Source organism: Olivibacter sp. SDN3 (assembly GCF_014334135.1).
Lineage (GTDB): Bacteria > Bacteroidota > Bacteroidia > Sphingobacteriales > Sphingobacteriaceae > Olivibacter.
Window position 1 is genome coordinate 5,037,299 of sequence record NZ_CP060497.1, and the last position, 20,024, is coordinate 5,057,322.

Below are 20,024 nucleotides of genomic sequence, written 5' to 3' on the forward strand. Positions count from 1 at the left end.
ACGTTCCACCTGTTGCTCGATTACAACGTTGTATCTAATTTTTTCGGCCAATTGAAATAGTGTTTTGCATTATTATAACATATATCTTGTATAATTTTGCCTATCCACGGTAAATCATGCGGTAGTTCACCACGCTCAACTTCATCACCAAACTGATTACATAATATTCGCCTAAAATATTCATGCCTCGGATAAGATAGAAAACTCCTCGAATCGGTTAACATCCCTACAAACCGACTAATCAAACCCATATTTGCCAGAGCATTCATCTGCCGAATCATTCCGTCTTTCTGATCTAAAAACCACCAACCAGATCCAAATTGTACTTTTCCGGCAACCGATCCGTCATTAAAATTACCGATCATTGTTGCCATCAATTCGTTGTCGGAAGGATTCAAATTATACAGAATTGTTTTTGCAAGTTTGTCTTGACTATCAAGTTTGTCTAAAAAGCCTGCTAAGGCCTTTCCTTGCGAAAAATCGCCGATAGAGTCCCACCCTGTATCTGGTCCCAGACGCCCCATCATTCGCGAATTATTGTTTCGCAGCGCTCCTAGGTGATACTGTTGCACCCATCCTTTTTCGTGATCCCATTGGGCAAAATGAGTCAACATTGCCGAACGAAACTGACGATGTTCATCCGCTGTTATTGGACTTCCGTTCAAAGCTCTGAAAAATATTTCACTGATATCCTCGGGTTGATAGGCCACATTGTAAATCTCTTCCAGACCATGGTCCGAAACGCAGCAACCATTTGCGGCGAAATAGTCATGACGCGACTTAAGAGCGTGTAAAAAGGCCTCGAAATCGCCAATCACTATATCGGATACTATTGCCAACTTCTTAACGTAGTTTTGGAACTTAGGTAAGTCAGACAAATTCATAGCGCTGTCAGGACGAAAGGCTGGCAATACCTGAATTTCAAACCCTTCGTCTTTTAGCTGCTGATGATATTCCAATGTATCTGTCGGATCATCTGTAGTACAAACAATTTTCACATTCATCTTACGCAACAGATTACGCACACTATAAGTGGTTTCCTGTAGCCGTTCATTGCACGTATCATAGATCTTTTCGGCAGTTTCAGGGCTCAATAGTTCATGCACGTCAAAGTAACGCTGTAACTCCAAATGCGTCCAGTGATATAACGGATTCCTCATTGTATAAGGTACCGTTTCAGCCCATTTCAAGAATTTGTCACGATCACTCTGATCACCGGTACAATAACTTTCATCTACTCCATTTGTTCGCATCGCTCGCCATTTATAGTGATCACCGTACAACCAAACCTGCGTGATGTTTTCAAACTGAACATCCTCCGCTATCTGCTTTGGCGACAGATGGCAGTGATAATCTATAATAGGCATTTGCACTGCATAATTATGATATAAAGTCTGCGCCGTCGTGCTTTCCAACAGGAAATTCTTATCTAAGAAAGGTTTCATATTTATTTATGTTTTGGCTACCGATCGCCAATAGTTTCGATAACTTTACTGTTTTTAACTTATGCTTATCTTCTACTATCTTATCAAATACTTGATAGTTATTAACCTGTTTAAAGATGTCAGAATAATTTTTTTATAGGGAAACCCCTCTCTTCCAAGGAATGAAATCGTCTTGGTTTAACGACACAGCCTTAGGAGTTATCTCGCCACTAGCGGCTTTAATACAATATTCTAGTATATCTTCCCCCATCTGTTCTATCGTTTTTTGTCCAGATATGATGGGACCACAATCTATGTCGATAATATCGGACATACGCTCTGCCAATTGCGAATTAGTTGCTACTTTTATAACTGGGCAAATAGGATTTCCGGTCGGCGTTCCCAGTCCGGTTGTAAATAAAATCAATGTTGCACCACTGGCGGCCTTCCCTGTAGTCGCCTCCACATCATTTCCTGGCGTGCAGACTAAATTTAATCCCGGTTTTGTTGCAGGTTCTGTATAATCCAATACATCTTCTACAGGAGCTGTTCCTCCTTTTTTCGCTGCACCATTACTCTTAATAGCGTCTGTTATAAGACCATCCTTTATATTTCCAGGAGAAGGGTTCATATGAAAACCGGAACCTACATTTTCAGCAGCCTGACTATAAGCTTTCATCAGCTGGATAAATTTCTTAGCGGCATGTTCATCCTTGGTCCGATCAATTAAGTTCTGTTCCGCCCCACATAACTCGGGAAATTCTGCCAACAAAACTTTCCCGCCCAAGGCTACCAATAAATCAGCGCAATAACCTACTGCCGGGTTAGCTGATATACCGCTAAACCCATCACTGCCTCCACATTTAACACCGAGTGTCAACTGACTTAATGGCGCTGGTTTACGCTTCAGCTTATTTGCCTCCACTAAACCAATAAATGTTTGGCGGATAGCTTCCGTAATCATTTCCTCTTCACTTTTTGATTGTTGTTGTTCAAAGATGTACAGAGGTTTATCGAATGTTGGATTACGCGCTTTTAGGTCGGTTAAAAAGTCCTGCACCTGTAAATTTTGACAACCCAAACTTAATACGGTTACTCCACCTACGTTGGGATGGTCGGCATAGGCCGCCAACAGTTTACTTAGCACAGCGGCATCCTGCCGGATGCCACCACAGCCCCCCTGATGATTTAAAAATTTAATACCATCTACATTTTTAAAGAGTCGATCTGTTGGCAAAACAGCTTCTTTTAAGCCTAGATCAACAGACGAGACATCTTTTCCACTTTGATACCACTCTTTTAGAAGTTTTGTCTTCTGTTTATACTTATCGGTGACAGCATAACCCAATTCATTGTGTAGCGCTTCTCTTATAACATCCAGGTTCCGGTTTTCACAGAAAACTGTTGGTATAAATAGCCAATAATTAGCGGTACCCACATTGCCATTACCACGATGATATCCCATAAAAGTACGATGAGCAATTCGCGATACATCTGGAGCTTCCCAATGATATTGATATGGACGATAAGTATAAGTGGCGGCAGCATGTTTCAGGTTGTCGGTGCGCATACGTTCGCCCTTCTTCACAGTGCATTCCGTTTTACCCACCAACACTCCGTACATAATCACCTCCTCTCCTTTTTCCATGTCGAACATATAAAATTTATGCTTCGCTGGTATATTTTCCAATACCGGATAGGTTTCACCCTTATAATCTATCTGCTCATTGGCTGTAATATCCTGTAAGGCTACCAAAACATTGTCGTTTGGGTGTATCTTTAAAACTCGCATTCCCATTATTTTATTCCTTTTTCATCATCTAAACTGATCTCATTTCTCCTGTTACTGATATAATGACCTGCAGTACATTTTTTGCTTGCAACTCAGACAGGTAATGTTTCACTCGATCAGAAAAATGAGGTATTAAAGTTAAATCAGTCTTCCATAGTTTTTGATTTTTCAATGCTTTATCTACCACATCGTCCCCTTCATTTTGTTTCCACAACTGAGCAAAGTATTCAGCCTGTTCGTCATTAATTGGGTAGTATCCTTTGACAGTATAACCTTTGTATACCTCATCAATACGCTTATTACCCTTCATAAACAATAAATAAGCAGCAAAACCCAAAGCCATGTATTCGGGTGAATTACCGTTATGTTTAGCAAAACCATTTAACAATGCCACATTCCGCATTTCCATTTTAGAAGAATAATTCAATGTAATATTGATCCACTTATGGTCGAGTGACTGGTTACGAAACCGATCTAACACATGTTTAGCAAAACTATTAACTTCAACTTCAGGTAAATTTTGCGCCAGAACAGTTGGTACAATTTCCTTAAATAACAGTCCTTTTACGAAGGTTTCCATGGCCGGATTTGCCAATGCTTCTTTTACTGTGTCAAAACCGGCCAATACCGCCAATCCACAGGAAAACGTATGAGTTCCATTTAGTAAACGAAGCTTGAGTTCCTTAAATTTTTTAATATCATCAGCTATCACCATCCCCTCATCTACTTCACTAAACGACAAGACTTTTTTCACCTCTTCACTATCAGATTGGATAGCCCATAATCTAAAGGGCTCTGCCATGATCATCAAATCATCTCTGTACCCTAATCGATTTTCCATTTCCTCCTGTTCCGCATAGGATAACTTACCGGGAACGATACGATCCACCAAAGAATTACAAAAATAATTAGCACTTTCCAACCAATTTATAAATGCTTCTTCCAGTTGATGTGTATGCGCCAATTTTAACACAATCTCTTTCAATATAGAACCGTTATCATTAATCAGTTCGGTAGGCACGATCACCATTCCAGCTTGCGTGTCACCCTTAAAATACTTGTAACGTCTATAAAGAAAAGCTGTTAGCTTTGCAGGAAAAGAAGCCGGGGGAAGAGCAAAAAGATAGTCGTGTTTATCATATACTATGCCTACCTCCGTAGTATTGGAAAGTACGATTTTCATTTCCGGATGATCGGCATAAGTCAGGATTTCCTCCCACTGCGCTGCTGTTATCACCTTTTCTATGGAAGAATTTATAATCTGCTCATCTACCTCTTTTCCGTCCTGTACTCCCTTTACACAAATCGTATATAAGCCATCCTGCTCGTCGAAGCCTTCCGCTTTGCCTTTAGCAGTAGACTTCACCACAATAATGCGACCATTAAATACTCCGGCCTTATTGGCTTTATCTATGAAATAATCAGGCAAGCCTCTTAACAATACGCCTGTTCCGAATTGAAGAACTTTGGGAGGTAATCTATCCCAATCTTCTTTCGGGTAGCTCATGGACTGATCAGCTTTTCTACCTTCAATAAATGCTTTATTTAATTGCTTCATTAAAAAAAATCTATTCGCCTATTATATTTTGATTCTACTATTTCAATAGCCATTTTACCCAGTCATGTGCAGCTGGATAGTTTTGAAAGTCTGAAGGCAGCTTCCTTCCGTCGAGGTACTCGTTGTAAATCCAGGGATCGCCCAATGCGAAAACCTTACCTCTTCCATATTTGGTAGTCGCCATAATATTAATATCTGCAGTACCCAGAATGGGTGAACTCGGTGCGTGTACTATAAGTGAACTGATCTCTTTCAGGTAGAGCTTATACGGCTTCTTGAAAATGCTGTTCTTCTCTTGCACCTGCACCGCTCCTTGCTGATAATTATTTTGCTTAACCATCAAATGATTATCTTTATTAAACTGAATACCAAAAGGCTTAGCTAAGCGATTGAAATGATCAAACTCTGCATTACCGGCATCATTTCCCAATAACACCAGAGTACCACCGGTCTTTACCCATTTTTTGATGGTTTCAATCTCCTCTTCCTGCAAAAAATTAGGATTTTCTGTTTCCTGTTCCGTATCCGGATCAACAATGATGTATACATCGGCCTTTCGCAGATTGGCCAGGGTAGGCTTTACGCTTAGTGAATCTGTCTGTGCACCATAATCTCGAAAAATATGGCCCAGTAAGGAATAGCCATTGTTTGATTGCTCCTCCCAGGTATAGTGATAACGTATTGACCTGCCGAATGCATCTTTTTTCCATTCATTATTATAATAGTAATCCAGTAATACCGTCTTTCCCTTTGCATATCTCAAGGAATGCAGCTTTTCCATCTCTACCGCACACTTTATAAATGCCCCGATTCCTTTCGGATCGTTTTGGATAACCGGTTCGCTCATATAATAATCAAAGCTACCATCCCTATATGGATTTCCACCCAAGCCGGAAACCTTGACGGTGCCATTTAAATTGACCTTGCCCTGACTATCTTCCTCTACAAACTCTTTTAATATCCCTTCGTAACCTTTTCTAGCATTCTTCAAAAATTTGGCTGGTAAATAACCTAGTCTTACCCCTTTGGCCAAGGTATATACAACCATCGAGGAGGCTGACGCTTCTGGGTAATTTTTTTCGCGGTCGGGAAAGTCCACCACTTGGTACCACAATCCATTTTTCTGCTGATAGCGCACCAAAGCTTCAGCATACCTATTCAATACCTCAACGATCCGCTGTCGACCAGGATGGTCACTTGGAAAATGGTCCAAGGCATCAACCATCGCCATACCATACCACCCCAAAGCCCTGCCCCAAAAATGTGGCGAATTGCCGGTTTCCTTATTTGCCCATTGCTGCTCTTTCGATTCATCCCAACCATGGTAAAGCAACCCTGTCTCTTCATCACGCGTATGTTCTTCTATAAGAACAAATTGTCGTGTGATGTCGTCAAAAACCTCAGGCTCATGGAAAAGTTTAGCATACTCCGCGTAGAAGGGTTGCCCCATATACAAACCATCTAACCAGACTTGGTGTGGGTATATATTTTTGTGCCAAAAGCTTCCCTCCTTTGTACGTGGATGCGTTTCCAACTGCGCTCTCAAGGCTTTACTTGCTTTTAAGTATTTTTCTTTTCCTGTGACCTGGTATAAGAATAGCAAGACCTTTCCATTGTTAATAAAATCAATGTTATAATCATCTCTGTCATACGCATTGATCGTTCCATCATCCTGAACATAGTAATCCATTTTACGCTGGATGTAATCGAAATATTTTTTGTCACCGGTAGCCTTCCACACCCCCTCTACTCCTTTGAGTATCACACCTAAGTCGTAGCTCCACTTGGCTGATTTACCTTTTTCTAGCACAAAGGCTTCTGGCCACACACGCATAGCCGTTTCTGACATACGTTCACTGTATTTTTTTTGCTGTGCGGGGGCATTCATAATGTAAACCGTCAGAAAAGCAAGTAGTATATACTTCAGTAATGTAGGTATCTTCATCTTAGTTAATTTTTACCAGGTTTTCATTGGCACCATGATCTGTTATTAATATCTTCTCCGCCTTTGTATGGTCAGAGTTTTTCGCTTCGATATTTTTCGAGCGATCACCCTGCACATGCATGAACACCTGCGCTTGATTATATTGTAAACTATCCAGCACTACTTGATCACCGTTCAGTACATAAACCAGAGGGAGTGTACTTTCGGCCTCAATCCATGCATTTTTTATTTTTATATTATTTCCTTCTTGTATATCGATACCTTCTTTTGCTTGGATTTTAAGATTGTTGAGCTCAATATTTTTAATGGCCATTTCTGGAAGTCCACGGATGAACACACCTTTCGCCGCACCATCACAAATGATATTGGAAATTTCGAAATTGCGGAACTGAGGCGTTTCTTCGGTCACTTCTTTCACCTCCACCTTCGGTGGCTCTCTCCGTTCACCAATCAAAGCGACTGGGTCTGTTCCTTCATAATACATATCGAATAAGATCGCCTCTCCCGGAATATCTTTCATATAGATATTCTTGATATAGACGTTTTCTACAATGCCTCCCCGACCCCTTGTAGTCTTAAAGCGTAAACCAATATCTGTACCTATGAAAGTACAGTCCTCTACATACAGATTCTTTGCACCCCCACTCATCTCACTACCTACTACAAAACCACCGTGCGCATGATAAACAGTACAGTTCTTCACCCATAAATCCTGTGTAGGCATCCCGCGTTCACGACCTACCTCATCTCTGCCACTCTTAATACATATGGCGTCATCACCTACGTCGAATGTGCTGTTCTCTAGAAGTACATTTTGACAGGATTCAATGTCTATACCGTCGCCATTCTGCGAATACCATGGATTCCGAACATTGATATCTCTGATAGTAATATTTTTACTCATCAGTGGATGAATATTCCAAGCGGCCGAGTTTTGGAAGGTCACTCCTTCCAATAGCACACCTTCACATTCTTCAATTAATACCATATTCGGTCGGAGAAAATCTTTGATCGACTGGTAAAAATCAGCTGGTTTATCTCCGGTAATCCTACCGGGATCTTTATTTTCCACTCCTTTCAAGGAACTTTCAGAAGGATACCATATATCGCCTTTTTCATTTAGATGTCCACCAGAAGCCACTAATTTGTTCCATTGTGACCTAGTCATCTTACCTTTTTTTACCATGCGCCAAGCGTCCCCATTCCCATCAATGATCCCTTTTCCAGTAATGGCTATATTCTTTTCGTTTAATGCCCATATAGGCGACTGGTTTCGCTTCTGAGGAATGCCCTCCCAACTGGTTTCTATCAGTGGATATTGATCGAAATCTTTCGTAAATAACAGCAAGGCGTTCTTGGCCAAATGCAGATTAATATCGCTTTTAAGCTTGATTGGTCCCGACTCCCATACGCCTGCCGGAATAAGCACTACACCTCCCCCCGCTTGATGCAGGCTATCTATTGCATGATTAATGCTTTGGGTATTGGTTTGGAAGTTACCCGAAACGGCACCAAAATCGATAATATTGACAGTGTCCTGTCTAAAAGTAGGAACCGGTATCTGACTATTTTGTTCTTTAAAGGATTGCGCTCCTCCACAAGCGGTCAAAAACGCCGCACCTCCCACAACTGTTTTAAGTATCTGATTCATTCCTACGGAAAAATTGGTTCTGTTTCTACAATTCTAAGGCTATAATTAGCGGTTTTCAAACAATTCAGCATGTTTATTTGCGCAATCGTTACCGATAACGATTGCGCTTCCCATAGTATTGGATTAATGTGCTTGATAACCCGGATTCTGAATAACTTCAGCTTCATTTAAATCAATAGCATCTTGGGGTATTGGCCGATATATTTTGTCTTGACCGTCCAAGCCTCTGAAGGCAGCATCGACTCCAATACGTCTAATATCGTAGTTGTACAAACCACAAAATTCTTTCAATTTACCTGTACGCCTTAACTCTGGCCAACGCAAATATTCTCCCGCGAATTCCTTTGCACTTTCAATAAGATATGCATTGAGCGCTGCATCTTGGCTACCAGTCGTTGCTATGTCTATATTGGGATATAAGCGTTCGCCATCTTTGGTATTACCGGGTCGATCCAACACCTGTTGCACATAATTTGCTGCTGTTGCAAAATCATTTAGTGCGATGCACGCTTCAGCATAAATGAAATACGTCTCGGCTAAGCGGGCTAACACGATATCACGTACACTGGACGTTTGACTCCAAATCTGACGGGTTTGTGGGCTATCAAATTTTTTAATAACAGGTGTACTCATATCTGCGTCATAAAATGCCCGGTAGGCTTCCTCATCATATCTAAAAGGATAGTATCTAAAATTGCCAGCAATCCGACCCTGGTGTTGAGCTGCCCAAGCCGACGAATCTGCGGGAGTATACTCTCTTCCCCAAACCCTTGGATAATATGCACGTATTTGTATAGAAGCCGTATCTTTATCGTAATAGTCAAAATATTGATCGTAAATTGTTAACATAAACGTGGCATCGTACCTTGCATCGTTTTCAGCGTAGAAGTTATGTAGGTTCCAAGAAGGATAAAGCTGTGTTGCCATATATTTATGGTTCAATTCCGCACCTCCCAAATAAGGACCAAAAAGACTTTGCTGATTATTTCCGTCTTCTACTGAAGCGATCGATTCAACGTTATACTGCACGGCAAAAATCACCTCATCATTATTCTCATTGTAAGGGCTCCATAATTCTTCGAAGGGAATACTAATGTTTCTACCAGCAATTGCAGCATCAGCATATGTTTTCGCGCTTTCGAAATCAGCCGACTGATTTAAATCCCAGCCTCTGGTCAGATAAACCTTTGCCAGGTAATGATTAACCACCGTTTGGTTAACCCTTGCTTTCTCCTGTCCCACATCCGGTAAAGCAGCCTCCATTTCGGCAATGATGAAGGTGTAACACTCCTCCAATGTATTTCTAGGTGTATTCATCCTCGGCTCAAAAGTTGCCTCAGTATTAATGAATACACCACCAAACTGCTCAACCAATAAAAAATGATAAAAAGCCCTTAGGAAACGAAGTTCTGCCAGATAACTTGCACGTTGAGTATCCGAAATATCGGGAAGATCATTATAGAAGACGCCCATATTGATCGTTTGGATAGCACTATAACAGTTTTGGTAATACGTTTTAACATACGAATCGTTTGAAAATAATTGCTCATACTCTTGAATGGAACGATCGCCGGTACCACGCCCCCGTTGATACATATCAGTACCCGCAAGCAGAAGCCATGGCGTTTCACGAAAAGTAGCGCGAAGCGAATTATAAGAGGCAATAATCAACGTTTCATAACCGGCAGCCGTTTCATAAAACTCGTCATTAGAAATTCCGCCCTTATTATCTTCATCGAGCAGTTTTTTACACCCACTAAGCGAAAAAGTACATAAGATGATAACAATCAAAAATTTATTTAATATATTTTGCCTGTTCATAACAATGTATTTAAAATTTGAGGTTCACACCTAATTGATAGATAATATTACTGGGCCCATTTCCATTCTGCAAAGTTGTGGTAGCATACTCCGGGTCCCAACCTTGATAATCTGTGAAAGTGAACGGGTTTAAGATATTCAGATAAATCCTACACTGACTAATACGAGCTTTTGAGAGCATAGTTTGTGGAAGAGAATAACCTAATATGATATTGCGCACTTTAATGAACGAAGCATCAGTATATTGTGCGTTGCTGCCATAATATGGTCCTGGATTATTAATCGCAGGATATTGAGCATCTTCATTACCTGCCGCTGGCGCCCAGCTAGCGATGGGTTGTCCGTTGGCCCCACTCCCCCAGTTATTCCAATCATAACGATCAATACCGGCGGGCACAAAATAATCGAAAGAAACTTTAGGTCTACCCCTTTGTGTATTCCCGGGTCCGAACTCTTCCAAAAAGCGATCACTCACGAAGATTCCTTGACGTGTAAACAAATCGACAGAAAGATCCCAGTTTTTATATGTAAAACTTGAGCGTAAGTTAGCAGTCCAATCCGGGTTCGAACTGCCCAAGATTACCCGATCATCGTTAGCTGTTATAGCACCATCACCATTCACATCTTCTGCACGTGCCTGACCAGGCTGTTGCCCCCAGCGCGCGGCCTCCTCGATCTCGGATGATTTCCAAATACCTACCACACGATAGTCGTATATCACTTCAATTGGTTGTCCGATAAATCTCGCTTCGCCAGGTACGTCCTCCCGTTTGCCATATAGCGACTCAATAGCATTTCTATTATGTGCAAAATTCAAAGAAGTAGTCCACTGAAAGTTATTGGTACGAATATTTGTTGAATTGATAGCCAATTCTATACCTTTATTACTTACCGAACCTATGTTATCCGTCATACTAGGCACACCAGATTCAATTGCTAACGTACGACTCATCAACAAGCCATCTGACAGTTTATCGTATACATCTAGCGAACCATAAACGCGTTGATTAAAGAAACCAAAATCCAGTCCTAAATTGATTTCACGTGTTTTTTCCCAAGTAATATTTGGATTTACGGGACTTCCGGGCGCAAAACCTGAAACAATACTTCCATCAAAGTCATACCATACCAGTTGGTCTGTCATAGGTGTCTGCATAGACCCATAAGGATTGATACCATTATTATTACCGGAGTATCCGAAACTAAAGCGTGCTTTTAGATCGGAAATAAAATCCTTCTGAAGAAATTCTTCTTCAGATAAACGCCAACCTAAAGCAAAAGATGGAAACGACGCCCATTTGTCGGCCAATTTAGAGCTACCGTCATAACGCACCGTACCGGTAACCAGGTATTTGCCCTTATAATCATAATTCACCCGTGCGGCATACGATAGCAAAGACGATTCGTTATATGCCGTATTAGAGTTTGCGTTCTGAATTGTTCCACTGAACAGATTATACCATAAGGAATTATAAGGTAAATTCTGCGCTGCAGCCTGAATTCTTTCAAAACGGGTTTTATATACACTATTGATAACGGTTGCGTTTAAGTTATGGACATCATTAAACGTTTTTGAATAGGTTAGTTGGTTATCCCAAGTATATTCCAGTGCTTCTGTATTCGATTGGTACGCTTCATTTTGATTTCTGTTGCCCGGCACCACGTCATAAAACTGCCCTATGCGTTCTCTCGTGAAACGAGGCATGATCGTGCTCTTAAAGTTCAATCCTGCGAAAGGTGTAACCTGCACATAAAAACTTCCCAGCACGTCGTATCGTCTGGTTTCTTGGTTACCACTATTGATTTCATTTAGCGGATTAGGTGAACTGGTAAAATTACCCGTACCTAAAATCGCATCAGCAATACCCGGTTGCGGAATCAGGTCGCCATTTTCGTCATAGGCTTTTAAAATATTTGGCATTCGCATAATATCCCGGTAACCAAACTGACTTCCCTGATTGGTAATGGTTTGTGATAAATTGACGTTACCACCAGTGCTGAAATATTTATTTCCTTTATGATCGATACTCAGTTTCATGTTATATCGATCCAGGTCTTCATTGATGAAATTACCCTCTTCATTCTGATAACCCAACCCCAAGTTATACGATATATCACTCGTCATTCCGGCGATATTCACGTAATGGTTTTGTTGCTGTCCGTTTTGAGTTGCTAGACCTAACCAATCTTCATAATCCTCATCAAAGAGGCGCTGTTCCAGTAATGGACTACGCTGCAACACAGAATTCCTATTCGGCTCCGTTAACTCATACTGATCAAGGTTAGGATTGTATGTATAATAGGCGGCGGTACGAAAGTCGACCCACTCTCTTCCTGTCATGAACTGTGGGATGCGAGCTGTTGTCCGAATACCATAAAAGCCATCATAACTTACAGCCATACGGGAAGCAGTATTCGATCCGGCATTTTTGGTACGAACGATCACCACCCCGTTAGACCCTCTAGACCCGTATATTGCCGTTGATGAAGCATCTTTCAGTACGTCAATAGCCTCGATATCCGCTGGATTCAGGAAGTTAATGTCCCCCATGACAATGCCATCCACTACATATAATGGATTTCCTCCAGCCAAAGAATTCTGTCCCCTAATTTGTACAGAAAAATTGCCGCCCGGTCGACCAGAGTTTGAGCTGATATCAACTCCCGGCACGGCACCCTGCAAAGCAGCCATGGCAGAAGTTGTTCCCCGAGACTGGATGGTTTCGGCACTTACCGTTCCGACCGCTCCCGTGAGATCTCCTTTTTTTACAGTACCATAACCAACCACCACCACTTCATCCAAACCAGTAGCGTCTTCTTCCAAGGTGATGGTATAACTGTTTCTTTCTTCTAGTGGTAATTCGAACAATTTATACCCCAAATAGGTTATTACAAGTAGCTGGTTTTCTGCGTTGGGTACAGGAATAGTGAAATTTCCGGACTCATTAGTGCTGGTAGTGACAGCGGTTCCTTTTAACTGCACAGTAACCCCGGCAAGAGGTTCTTGAGCTGCATTTAAAATAGTGCCTGAAACTTGGCGTGTTTGTGCCTTTAGCGACAAAATACTAAAAAGGAGCAAACAATAAAGCGTCCATAGTTTTTTAATCATAGTGGTTACAATTAGTTAAATGATTTGGTTTATTTTCAGGTTATAGGTGGCTATAGTCCTTTTTTCAATACAATAAATTTATTTTTGGTCTACTTTGTAATTGCTTAGCTTTTCGTGGAGCAATTATAGAACTATCTCTTTATTTATCCAACGTTGGCAGGATTTTAAATTACGCAATCGATACCGGCAACGATTGCGTAAAAAATGCATTCTATTGTTTGGTTTATTTCATAAAATTCTGATTATCCTTGCTATAAAACCAATAAGAACGAGGCATTTAGCATACCGAATTAATAAAATTTTCTTTGTACGAGAATTTATAATTATAAACCATGAAGATCGAGCAATTAACAACAGTTCTGATAGTATTATTAACTGGGTATACGAATCAATTAAAAGCGCAAACAGAACAGCATGTACCTTATATTTCCAAAGCCTGGGTGGCCGATCAAGGAAATGGGCAATATAAAAATCCTATTTTGAATGCAGATTACTCCGATCCGGATGTTATCCGCGTAGATGACGATTTCTATATGACAACCTCAAGTTTCGATGCGATACCAGGTCTTCCAATTTTACATTCGAAGGATTTGGTGAACTGGAAAATTATCGGTCACGCTTTAAAAAGACAACAGCCTTTTGATCACTTTTCTCAAACACAACATGGAAATGGCGTATGGGCACCTTCAATACGTTTTCATGAAGGTGAATTTTACATCTATTACGGCGATCCAGATTTTGGAATCTACATGATCAAAACGAAAGACCCAGCGACAGACTGGGAAGCCCCTGTGTTGGTAGAAGCAGGAAAAGGTATGATTGATGTATGCCCTTTGTGGGATGATGATGGGCAAGCGTATATCGCTTATGCATATGCCGGTAGCCGCGCAGGCATTAAGAGTGTTATTGCAGTTAAGAAATTAAGCTCCGACGGGAGAAAAACGCTCGACGAGGGCGTTATTGTGTACGACGGACACGAAATGGATCCTACGATTGAAGGACCTAAGTTTTACAAAAGGAACGGCTTTTACTATATCATGGCACCGGCAGGCGGTGTGTCTACCGGATGGCAGTTGACCTTACGATCGAAAAATATTTATGGGCCATATGAACGCCATGTATCTATGAAACAAGGCGATACTCCCATTAATGGCCCACACCAGGGTGGTTGGGTCGACACCCAAACTGGAGAAGATTGGTTCATACATTTTCAAGATAAAGCTGCTTACGGCCGAGTGGTACACCTTCAACCGATGAAGTGGTTAAACGACTGGCCAATGATTGGTAAACAGATCCCGGGAAGCCAAACAGGAGAACCTGTTCTTACTTTTAAAAAGCCAAACGTTGGAAAAACACACCCCATAGAGACACCCGTTGAAAGTGACAACTTTAACGGTAAAACCATGGGTAAGCAATGGCAATGGCAAGCGAATCCGCGTGCAACATGGTCTTTCTTATATCCCGAAAAGGGCGTACTTCGACTCTATACACAGCTAGTGGCAGACAGCGCACAGAATTTGTGGGATGTACCTCATGTGTTACTACAAAAGTTTCCGTCAGAAGAATTCACTGCTACAACCAAAGTTACGTTTCACCCAAATGAAAAATTGGAAAAAGAAAAAACTGGTTTAATAGTTATGGGACAAAGTTATGCCAATTTAGCTCTGGTCAGTGAAAAAGACGGAATGTATCTTGTTTTTGGCGAAGCTATTGACGCCCACAGAGGTGCGCCTGAGCAGGAGACTGTGCTCTCCAAATTAAACACCAACACCTTATATCTCAGGGTAACTGTTAGTAATGGGGCAAAATGCCTATTTAGCTACAGTAAAGACGGCAAAAATTTCGAGCCTGTCTACAAAGTGTTTCAGGCTACACCAGGTCAATGGATCGGTGCAAAAGTAGGCCTTTTCAGTACGCGTGGCACACAAATAAACGACTCGGGCTGGGGTGATTACGATTGGTTCAGTATAGAAAATAAATAAGTTATGTATGCATCGCTCTTTCAGTACTTGATAAACATTCTTATCGGATTTTCTTCGGTCTTATATTGCGAGCAACTATTCGCCCAACGTAACCTTAGAGAAGATCTTATTGCAAATAATATGTTAGCACTTCAGCGTAATTATGGCGGATGGTCTAAATTTTTCAATCAACGAGCCGTTCGTTATGATAAGCCGCTTACCGACCACGAAATTGCATTAGCAAAAGCACAACAAGATAAAAAAGATGCTACTATAGACAATGACGCTACCAGCAAAGAAATTCGGTACCTACTGTGGTATTACCATAAAACACAGGACAACCGTTATCTAAAAGCCGTAAAGAATGGAATTGACTACCTATTACGTGCGCAATATGCCAATGGAGGATGGCCACAGTATTATCCAGATACGAGCTTATACCGAGCGCAAATCACCTACAATGACTGTGCGATGATCAATGTGCTGTCAATTATAAGAGATATTGTATATAGGCGAGATGGTTTTGATATTTTAGCTACTGGTTACCGTCGGCGTGCCAAAAGCGCACTGGATAAGGGGATTCAATGTATTCTACAAACACAAGTTGTCATAGACGGCAAGAAAACCATATGGGCGGCACAATACGATAAGAAATTATTGGTTCCTGCACAAGCTCGTTCCTACGAATTGCCATCGTTGGCTGCAGCAGAATCAAGCGATATCCTACTCTTTTTGATGTCTCTCCCCAGCCCTTCAGTCGCCATTAAACACGCCATCGAAGCAGGAACTTCTTGGTTTGAAAAGCACAAAATACAGAACAAAACCGACACCATAGTAAACGGTGCCGAAACAGCAAGTGGCCGCGACAGAATTTTGATAAAAAGAGTAGGTGCGATTACTTGGGCGCGCTTTTATGATCTTAACAAACAGGAACCTCTTTTTGCAGGACGAGACGGCACTCCGCAGAAAGAACTCACCTCCATCGAAGATGAACGCAGACTGGGTTACGCCTGGTATGGCAACTGGGGTATAAAAGTGAAACAAAACTATCAAATATGGAAAAAACGCACACCAACTAGCTATTAGGTATATCAGAAAATAGCTTCCATCCTTCGAGGATAATACCTTTTGTATATAAGGCCAGACGTTGGGTGTCAAGTTGCACAATCCATGGCAACCGGCTATCAACCATTGCCGCCAGGTCCTTTACTCTCATATTCCGCAAAAAAGCGGTTGACTCATTTTCTTTCTTATTCCAATTATTCCGACCTTCAGCGATAATATGTTGTTCCATTACACTGTTAATATAAACGACTTTTGCATAGGGCCGCCAAGGTCTTCCAAGAGCCACTGTTTCTTTTGGAATATCGCCTGTTAATCGACAATCTATAAAAACAAAAACCGCAAGCTTTATCTTGAGGAGTAGATGCCGCAGTTATATATCCTGCACCTATACTGTGCAATTGACAATCCACAAATAGCGCCGTCGCTGCACCGAAAATAAAATCCACACTACCTTCTATATAACAATTCTCATAATACTGTAGGCTTTGATTTTCGCTATTGTCCTGAGATCCTTTGGCATACAATGTATCCTGAAAGCCCAAAAAACGACAATTTCTAAAGGCCACCCGATTATCCGTAACGTTCACCGCAACCGCCCTCATAGGACATTTTATTTTAGGTCATGCACTAATTCTAAATCGAGTTCTTTCATTCCTTCTACGGCAAGTTTTGCAACCGCCAAGGCTCCTTCCCTATTCAGGTGAGTATTATCAATAACACCTTCCGGGTAGTTTACATGTCCGGATGATAAATGCAAGAAAAGACTTATTGATTTCTTCTCACCTAATGCTGTTAACAATTTTCCCGTTTTTACCGTTAAATCAATTAAAGGCACGCTCAGGCTATCGGCTACCTCGCGCACCGCATCTGGATATCCCATATGCGTATCAGCAACAACACCTTTCTCAAAATGTCGTCTAGCAATGGGAGTCAATAAAACAGGTTCTGTCCCCTTAGTTCTCGCTTCGCTGACAAACCTGCTTAAATTTTTCTTAAAAACGCAAAGACTGGTACCAACGCCAGGTTTATCTACCTTTTCATCATTATGGCCAAATTGAATAAATAGGTAATCCCCCTTCACTAAATTATAATATACCTCTTCCCAAAGGCCTTCACTAATGAAGGAACACGTGCTCCTTCCATTTTTTGCTTTGTTCTCAACAGCTATATTGCCTTTAAAAAAGGTGGTAAAAGGCATGCCCCACCCTGTTTCCGGATATTTATCCTCATCTTTTATCGACATCGTAGAATCTCCTATCATCCATATTTTCTTCTCTTGTTTATCCGGTGTTGGGTACAAGGTAAAAGGTATTAAACAAAAGAAGATTGCGTAAAAGAAAAGCTTACCACACATCATTATTATTAGATTTATATTATGGAACATACCCCCATCGACACAGGTTGCCTCACTTAACTCTTGCCAATTTTACGAAATTAGGTGATCACATAAATTACAAATCAAACAGAAAATAAACGCAATCGATGCCGGGATCGATTGCAGTTCATATCGACCTAAGTACCTTATGCCAAGCATTACGCTATACTATTATTAAGCATAAGATAAAGCTACAGCAAGATTAACGGTCGTCCCTGTTAAATACGGTGGATTTTCATTAACTTTGATTTTCAAAAAAACTAAATGTGTTTAAACCAATAACCATAAAAGATATAGCGGTTGCACTCAATTTATCTGCCTCTACTGTATCAAGAGCATTGAGTGATAGTTATGAAATTAATCAAGACACTAAAAAACGTGTGCTGGAGTATGCGGAGAAGAACAATTATAAGCGTAACCCCATTGCCCTTAGTTTAAAACAGCGGAAAAGTTACTCGATAGGCATCATCGTATGTGAGGTGGCCAACAGCTTTTTTTCACAGGCGATAGATGGTATCGAATCAGTTGCATATAAGAAGGGATATAATATTATTATTAGTCAAAGCCATGATTCTTATGAGAGAGAGGTCATCAATATCGAGCATCTCGCCAATCGGTCTGTTGATGGTTTGCTGATATCTCTTTCTGCGGAGACAAAAGATTTTGAACATCTGAAAAAACTTCATGCCGGTGGCTTACCAATTGTTTTTTTTGATAGGATATACGATGGTATCGAAACACATAAAGTGGCTTCAAACAATAAAAAGGGCGCAAAAATGGCGACTCAGCACCTAATAAATAAAGGTTATAGAAAAATAGCGCATCTCGCCAACGCTCCCCACCTTTCTATCACTAAAGAACGTTTAGCAGGTTACCAGGAAGCATTAGCTGAAAACGGTTTCCGCTTGGATCAAAAAAACATCAGCTACTGTCACCATGGAGGCAGTAACCAAAAAGAAGTGGAAACCGCTGTACAGTATTTCTTATCAATGAATGAAAAGCCAGATGCTATTTTCGTCGCAAGCGACCGCTTAAGTATAGGTTGCCTTACAGCTCTTAAAAAACTCAGTGATAATGATTACAACCCTGCTATTGCCGGTTTTTCAAACAGTGATGTACTCGATTTATTCCAATCGGATTTCTCCAGCATCCGCCAGCCAGCCTTTGAAATGGGCAGAGCAGCGACAGACTTACTTATACAACTAATAGAGAGTAAATATCCCATATATGAACATCAGTCGGTTGTATTAGATACTGAACTCATCGAACGAGTAAAAGGAAAATCTAAATAAGATTTTCCTTCACATAATGAAAACTTCTCCGTATGCTTTCGTAATGATTATCCATATAAATGCCATCTTGTTCGACAAAGAAATGCGACAGTCCTGCTTTATCTGCAGCTTTGAAAATAGTCTTAAAATCTATGGTGCCATTACCTACTTCTGTAAACCTGATGTCTCCTAAAATTTCCATAGACGGTAACGCATCTTTTCCATGCCCCACTATAACCTCTGGTTTTGACTGATCTATATCTTTTACATGCCACATTTCGAATCTCTTTGGGTAGTTGTTAAACAATTCAACTGGGTCAATACCTGATTTAACGGTCCAAAATAAATCAAGCTCAAATGTTACTAGATCAGGTTCAGTTTGATTTAACAAAATTTCATACCCAGTTTGGTTATCTTCTTCATTTCCCCTGAATTCCCAGAAATGATTGTGATAGCCTATTTTTAAGCCAGCCTGTTTACAATATTCTCCCCCTCTGTTTAGCTGTTCCGCCATGAATTGAAAATCAGGTAGGGTTAATTTATCTAAAAGTTGCATGGGGGGCACTGGTATTACGAAATACTGCTGACCTAGATTTGCTGCGATCTCTACTTGTTGTTTTAGCTCATCATCATTTCCTTTACCCATAGTTAAATAACTGTTTAAAGTATAATGACCACTGAACGATCGAAGGTTATTGTCTGCTAATATTTTTTTAAGTTCGCCTGTGCTCAGGTTCCAAAATTTCCCAGAGCCTTTATTGTTTTGATAATCGTAAAATGTTTCTACATGCCCATAGCCAATATTTGCTATTTTCATAAGTGTCTTTTTAGCATCTTCCGCCAGATCATCACGCATGGTAAATAGCTGTAAACCTATTTTTGACTCTTGAGGTCTTTTGGAACAGGCACCTAAAAGTGCATTTCCAGCTAGCAAGGAAGTAACAGCAAAACCTGACTGTTTTATAAATCTTCTTCTTGGTATCATAAACATGGGAATTTTGTAATTGATCGGTCTAATTTACACTTATTTCCGATAAATCAAATGCTAGATT

Annotated in this window: 14 protein-coding genes; 3 read left to right on the forward strand and 11 right to left on the reverse strand. The window is 40.7% G+C overall.

Annotated features, from left to right (window positions below; all coding sequences use genetic code 11):
- Positions 1-20: 20 nt before the first annotated feature.
- The 7 genes from uxaC to H8S90_RS21385 all read right to left on the reverse strand — a co-directional run bounded on the left by uxaC (position 21) and on the right by H8S90_RS21385 (position 13,300).
- Positions 21-1,445, reverse strand: coding sequence for a glucuronate isomerase (uxaC, locus tag H8S90_RS21355; RefSeq protein ID WP_187339826.1), 1,425 nt, complete (start codon positions 1,443-1,445; stop codon positions 21-23).
- Between the two features lie 133 nt (positions 1,446-1,578).
- Positions 1,579-3,222: a UxaA family hydrolase gene (locus tag H8S90_RS21360; protein WP_187339827.1), complete on the reverse strand. Its 1,644-nt coding sequence runs from the start codon at positions 3,220-3,222 to the stop codon at positions 1,579-1,581.
- A 22-nt stretch (positions 3,223-3,244) separates the two neighbouring features.
- Entirely contained in the window at positions 3,245-4,774 is a 1,530-nt protein-coding gene (locus H8S90_RS21365) for a tagaturonate reductase (RefSeq protein WP_187339828.1), read from the reverse strand.
- Between the two features lie 37 nt (positions 4,775-4,811).
- On the reverse strand, positions 4,812-6,719 hold the full coding sequence (locus H8S90_RS21370) for a DUF4350 domain-containing protein (protein WP_187339829.1): 1,908 nt from the start codon (positions 6,717-6,719) through the stop codon (positions 4,812-4,814).
- 1 nt (position 6,720) lies between these two features.
- The gene (locus tag H8S90_RS21375) at positions 6,721-8,370 is read right to left on the reverse strand and encodes a glycoside hydrolase family 28 protein (RefSeq protein ID WP_187339830.1); all 1,650 of its coding nucleotides are present in this window, start codon (positions 8,368-8,370) and stop codon (positions 6,721-6,723) included.
- Positions 8,371-8,493: 123 nt separating this feature from the next.
- Positions 8,494-10,191 carry a RagB/SusD family nutrient uptake outer membrane protein gene (locus H8S90_RS21380; protein ID WP_187339831.1) on the reverse strand — a complete coding sequence of 566 codons (1,698 nt, stop codon included), beginning with the start codon at positions 10,189-10,191 and terminating at the stop codon, positions 8,494-8,496.
- 10 nt (positions 10,192-10,201) lie between these two features.
- Entirely contained in the window at positions 10,202-13,300 is a 3,099-nt protein-coding gene (locus tag H8S90_RS21385) for a TonB-dependent receptor (RefSeq protein WP_187339832.1), read from the reverse strand.
- Positions 13,301-13,632: 332 nt separating this feature from the next.
- On the opposite strand from H8S90_RS21385, the gene H8S90_RS21390 reads away from it, so the two are divergent.
- The gene (locus H8S90_RS21390; protein ID WP_187339833.1) at positions 13,633-15,282 is read left to right on the forward strand and encodes a glycoside hydrolase 43 family protein; all 1,650 of its coding nucleotides are present in this window, start codon (positions 13,633-13,635) and stop codon (positions 15,280-15,282) included.
- Positions 15,283-15,285: 3 nt separating this feature from the next.
- Complete coding sequence (gene pelA, locus H8S90_RS21395; RefSeq protein ID WP_187339834.1) at positions 15,286-16,347, forward strand: pectate lyase; 1,062 nt, start codon at positions 15,286-15,288, stop codon at positions 16,345-16,347.
- Here pelA and H8S90_RS26010 read toward each other — a convergent pair.
- The 3 genes from H8S90_RS26010 to H8S90_RS21405 are packed head-to-tail and all read right to left on the reverse strand — an operon-like array spanning position 16,337 to position 17,683.
- Positions 16,337-16,612: a pectinesterase family protein gene (locus H8S90_RS26010; RefSeq protein WP_222852153.1), complete on the reverse strand. Its 276-nt coding sequence runs from the start codon at positions 16,610-16,612 to the stop codon at positions 16,337-16,339. The two genes, pelA and H8S90_RS26010, sit on opposite strands and share 11 nt — an antisense overlap.
- A complete protein-coding gene (locus H8S90_RS26015; RefSeq protein WP_222852154.1) occupies positions 16,563-16,928 on the reverse strand; it encodes a pectinesterase family protein in 366 nt (121 codons plus the stop codon). Before H8S90_RS26015 ends, H8S90_RS26010 begins: the two co-directional genes overlap by 50 nt.
- An 8-nt stretch (positions 16,929-16,936) precedes the next feature.
- A complete protein-coding gene (locus H8S90_RS21405) occupies positions 16,937-17,683 on the reverse strand; it encodes a rhamnogalacturonan acetylesterase (RefSeq protein ID WP_255501685.1) in 747 nt (248 codons plus the stop codon).
- 284 nt (positions 17,684-17,967) lie between these two features.
- Between H8S90_RS21405 and H8S90_RS21410 the strand changes: the two genes are divergently transcribed.
- The gene (locus H8S90_RS21410) at positions 17,968-18,993 is read left to right on the forward strand and encodes a LacI family DNA-binding transcriptional regulator (RefSeq protein WP_187339835.1); all 1,026 of its coding nucleotides are present in this window, start codon (positions 17,968-17,970) and stop codon (positions 18,991-18,993) included.
- Here the strand turns inward: H8S90_RS21410 and H8S90_RS21415 are convergent.
- On the reverse strand, positions 18,986-19,957 hold the full coding sequence (locus H8S90_RS21415; RefSeq protein WP_187339836.1) for a sugar phosphate isomerase/epimerase: 972 nt from the start codon (positions 19,955-19,957) through the stop codon (positions 18,986-18,988). The genes H8S90_RS21410 and H8S90_RS21415 overlap by 8 nt on opposite strands.
- Positions 19,958-20,024: the final 67 nt, after the last annotated feature.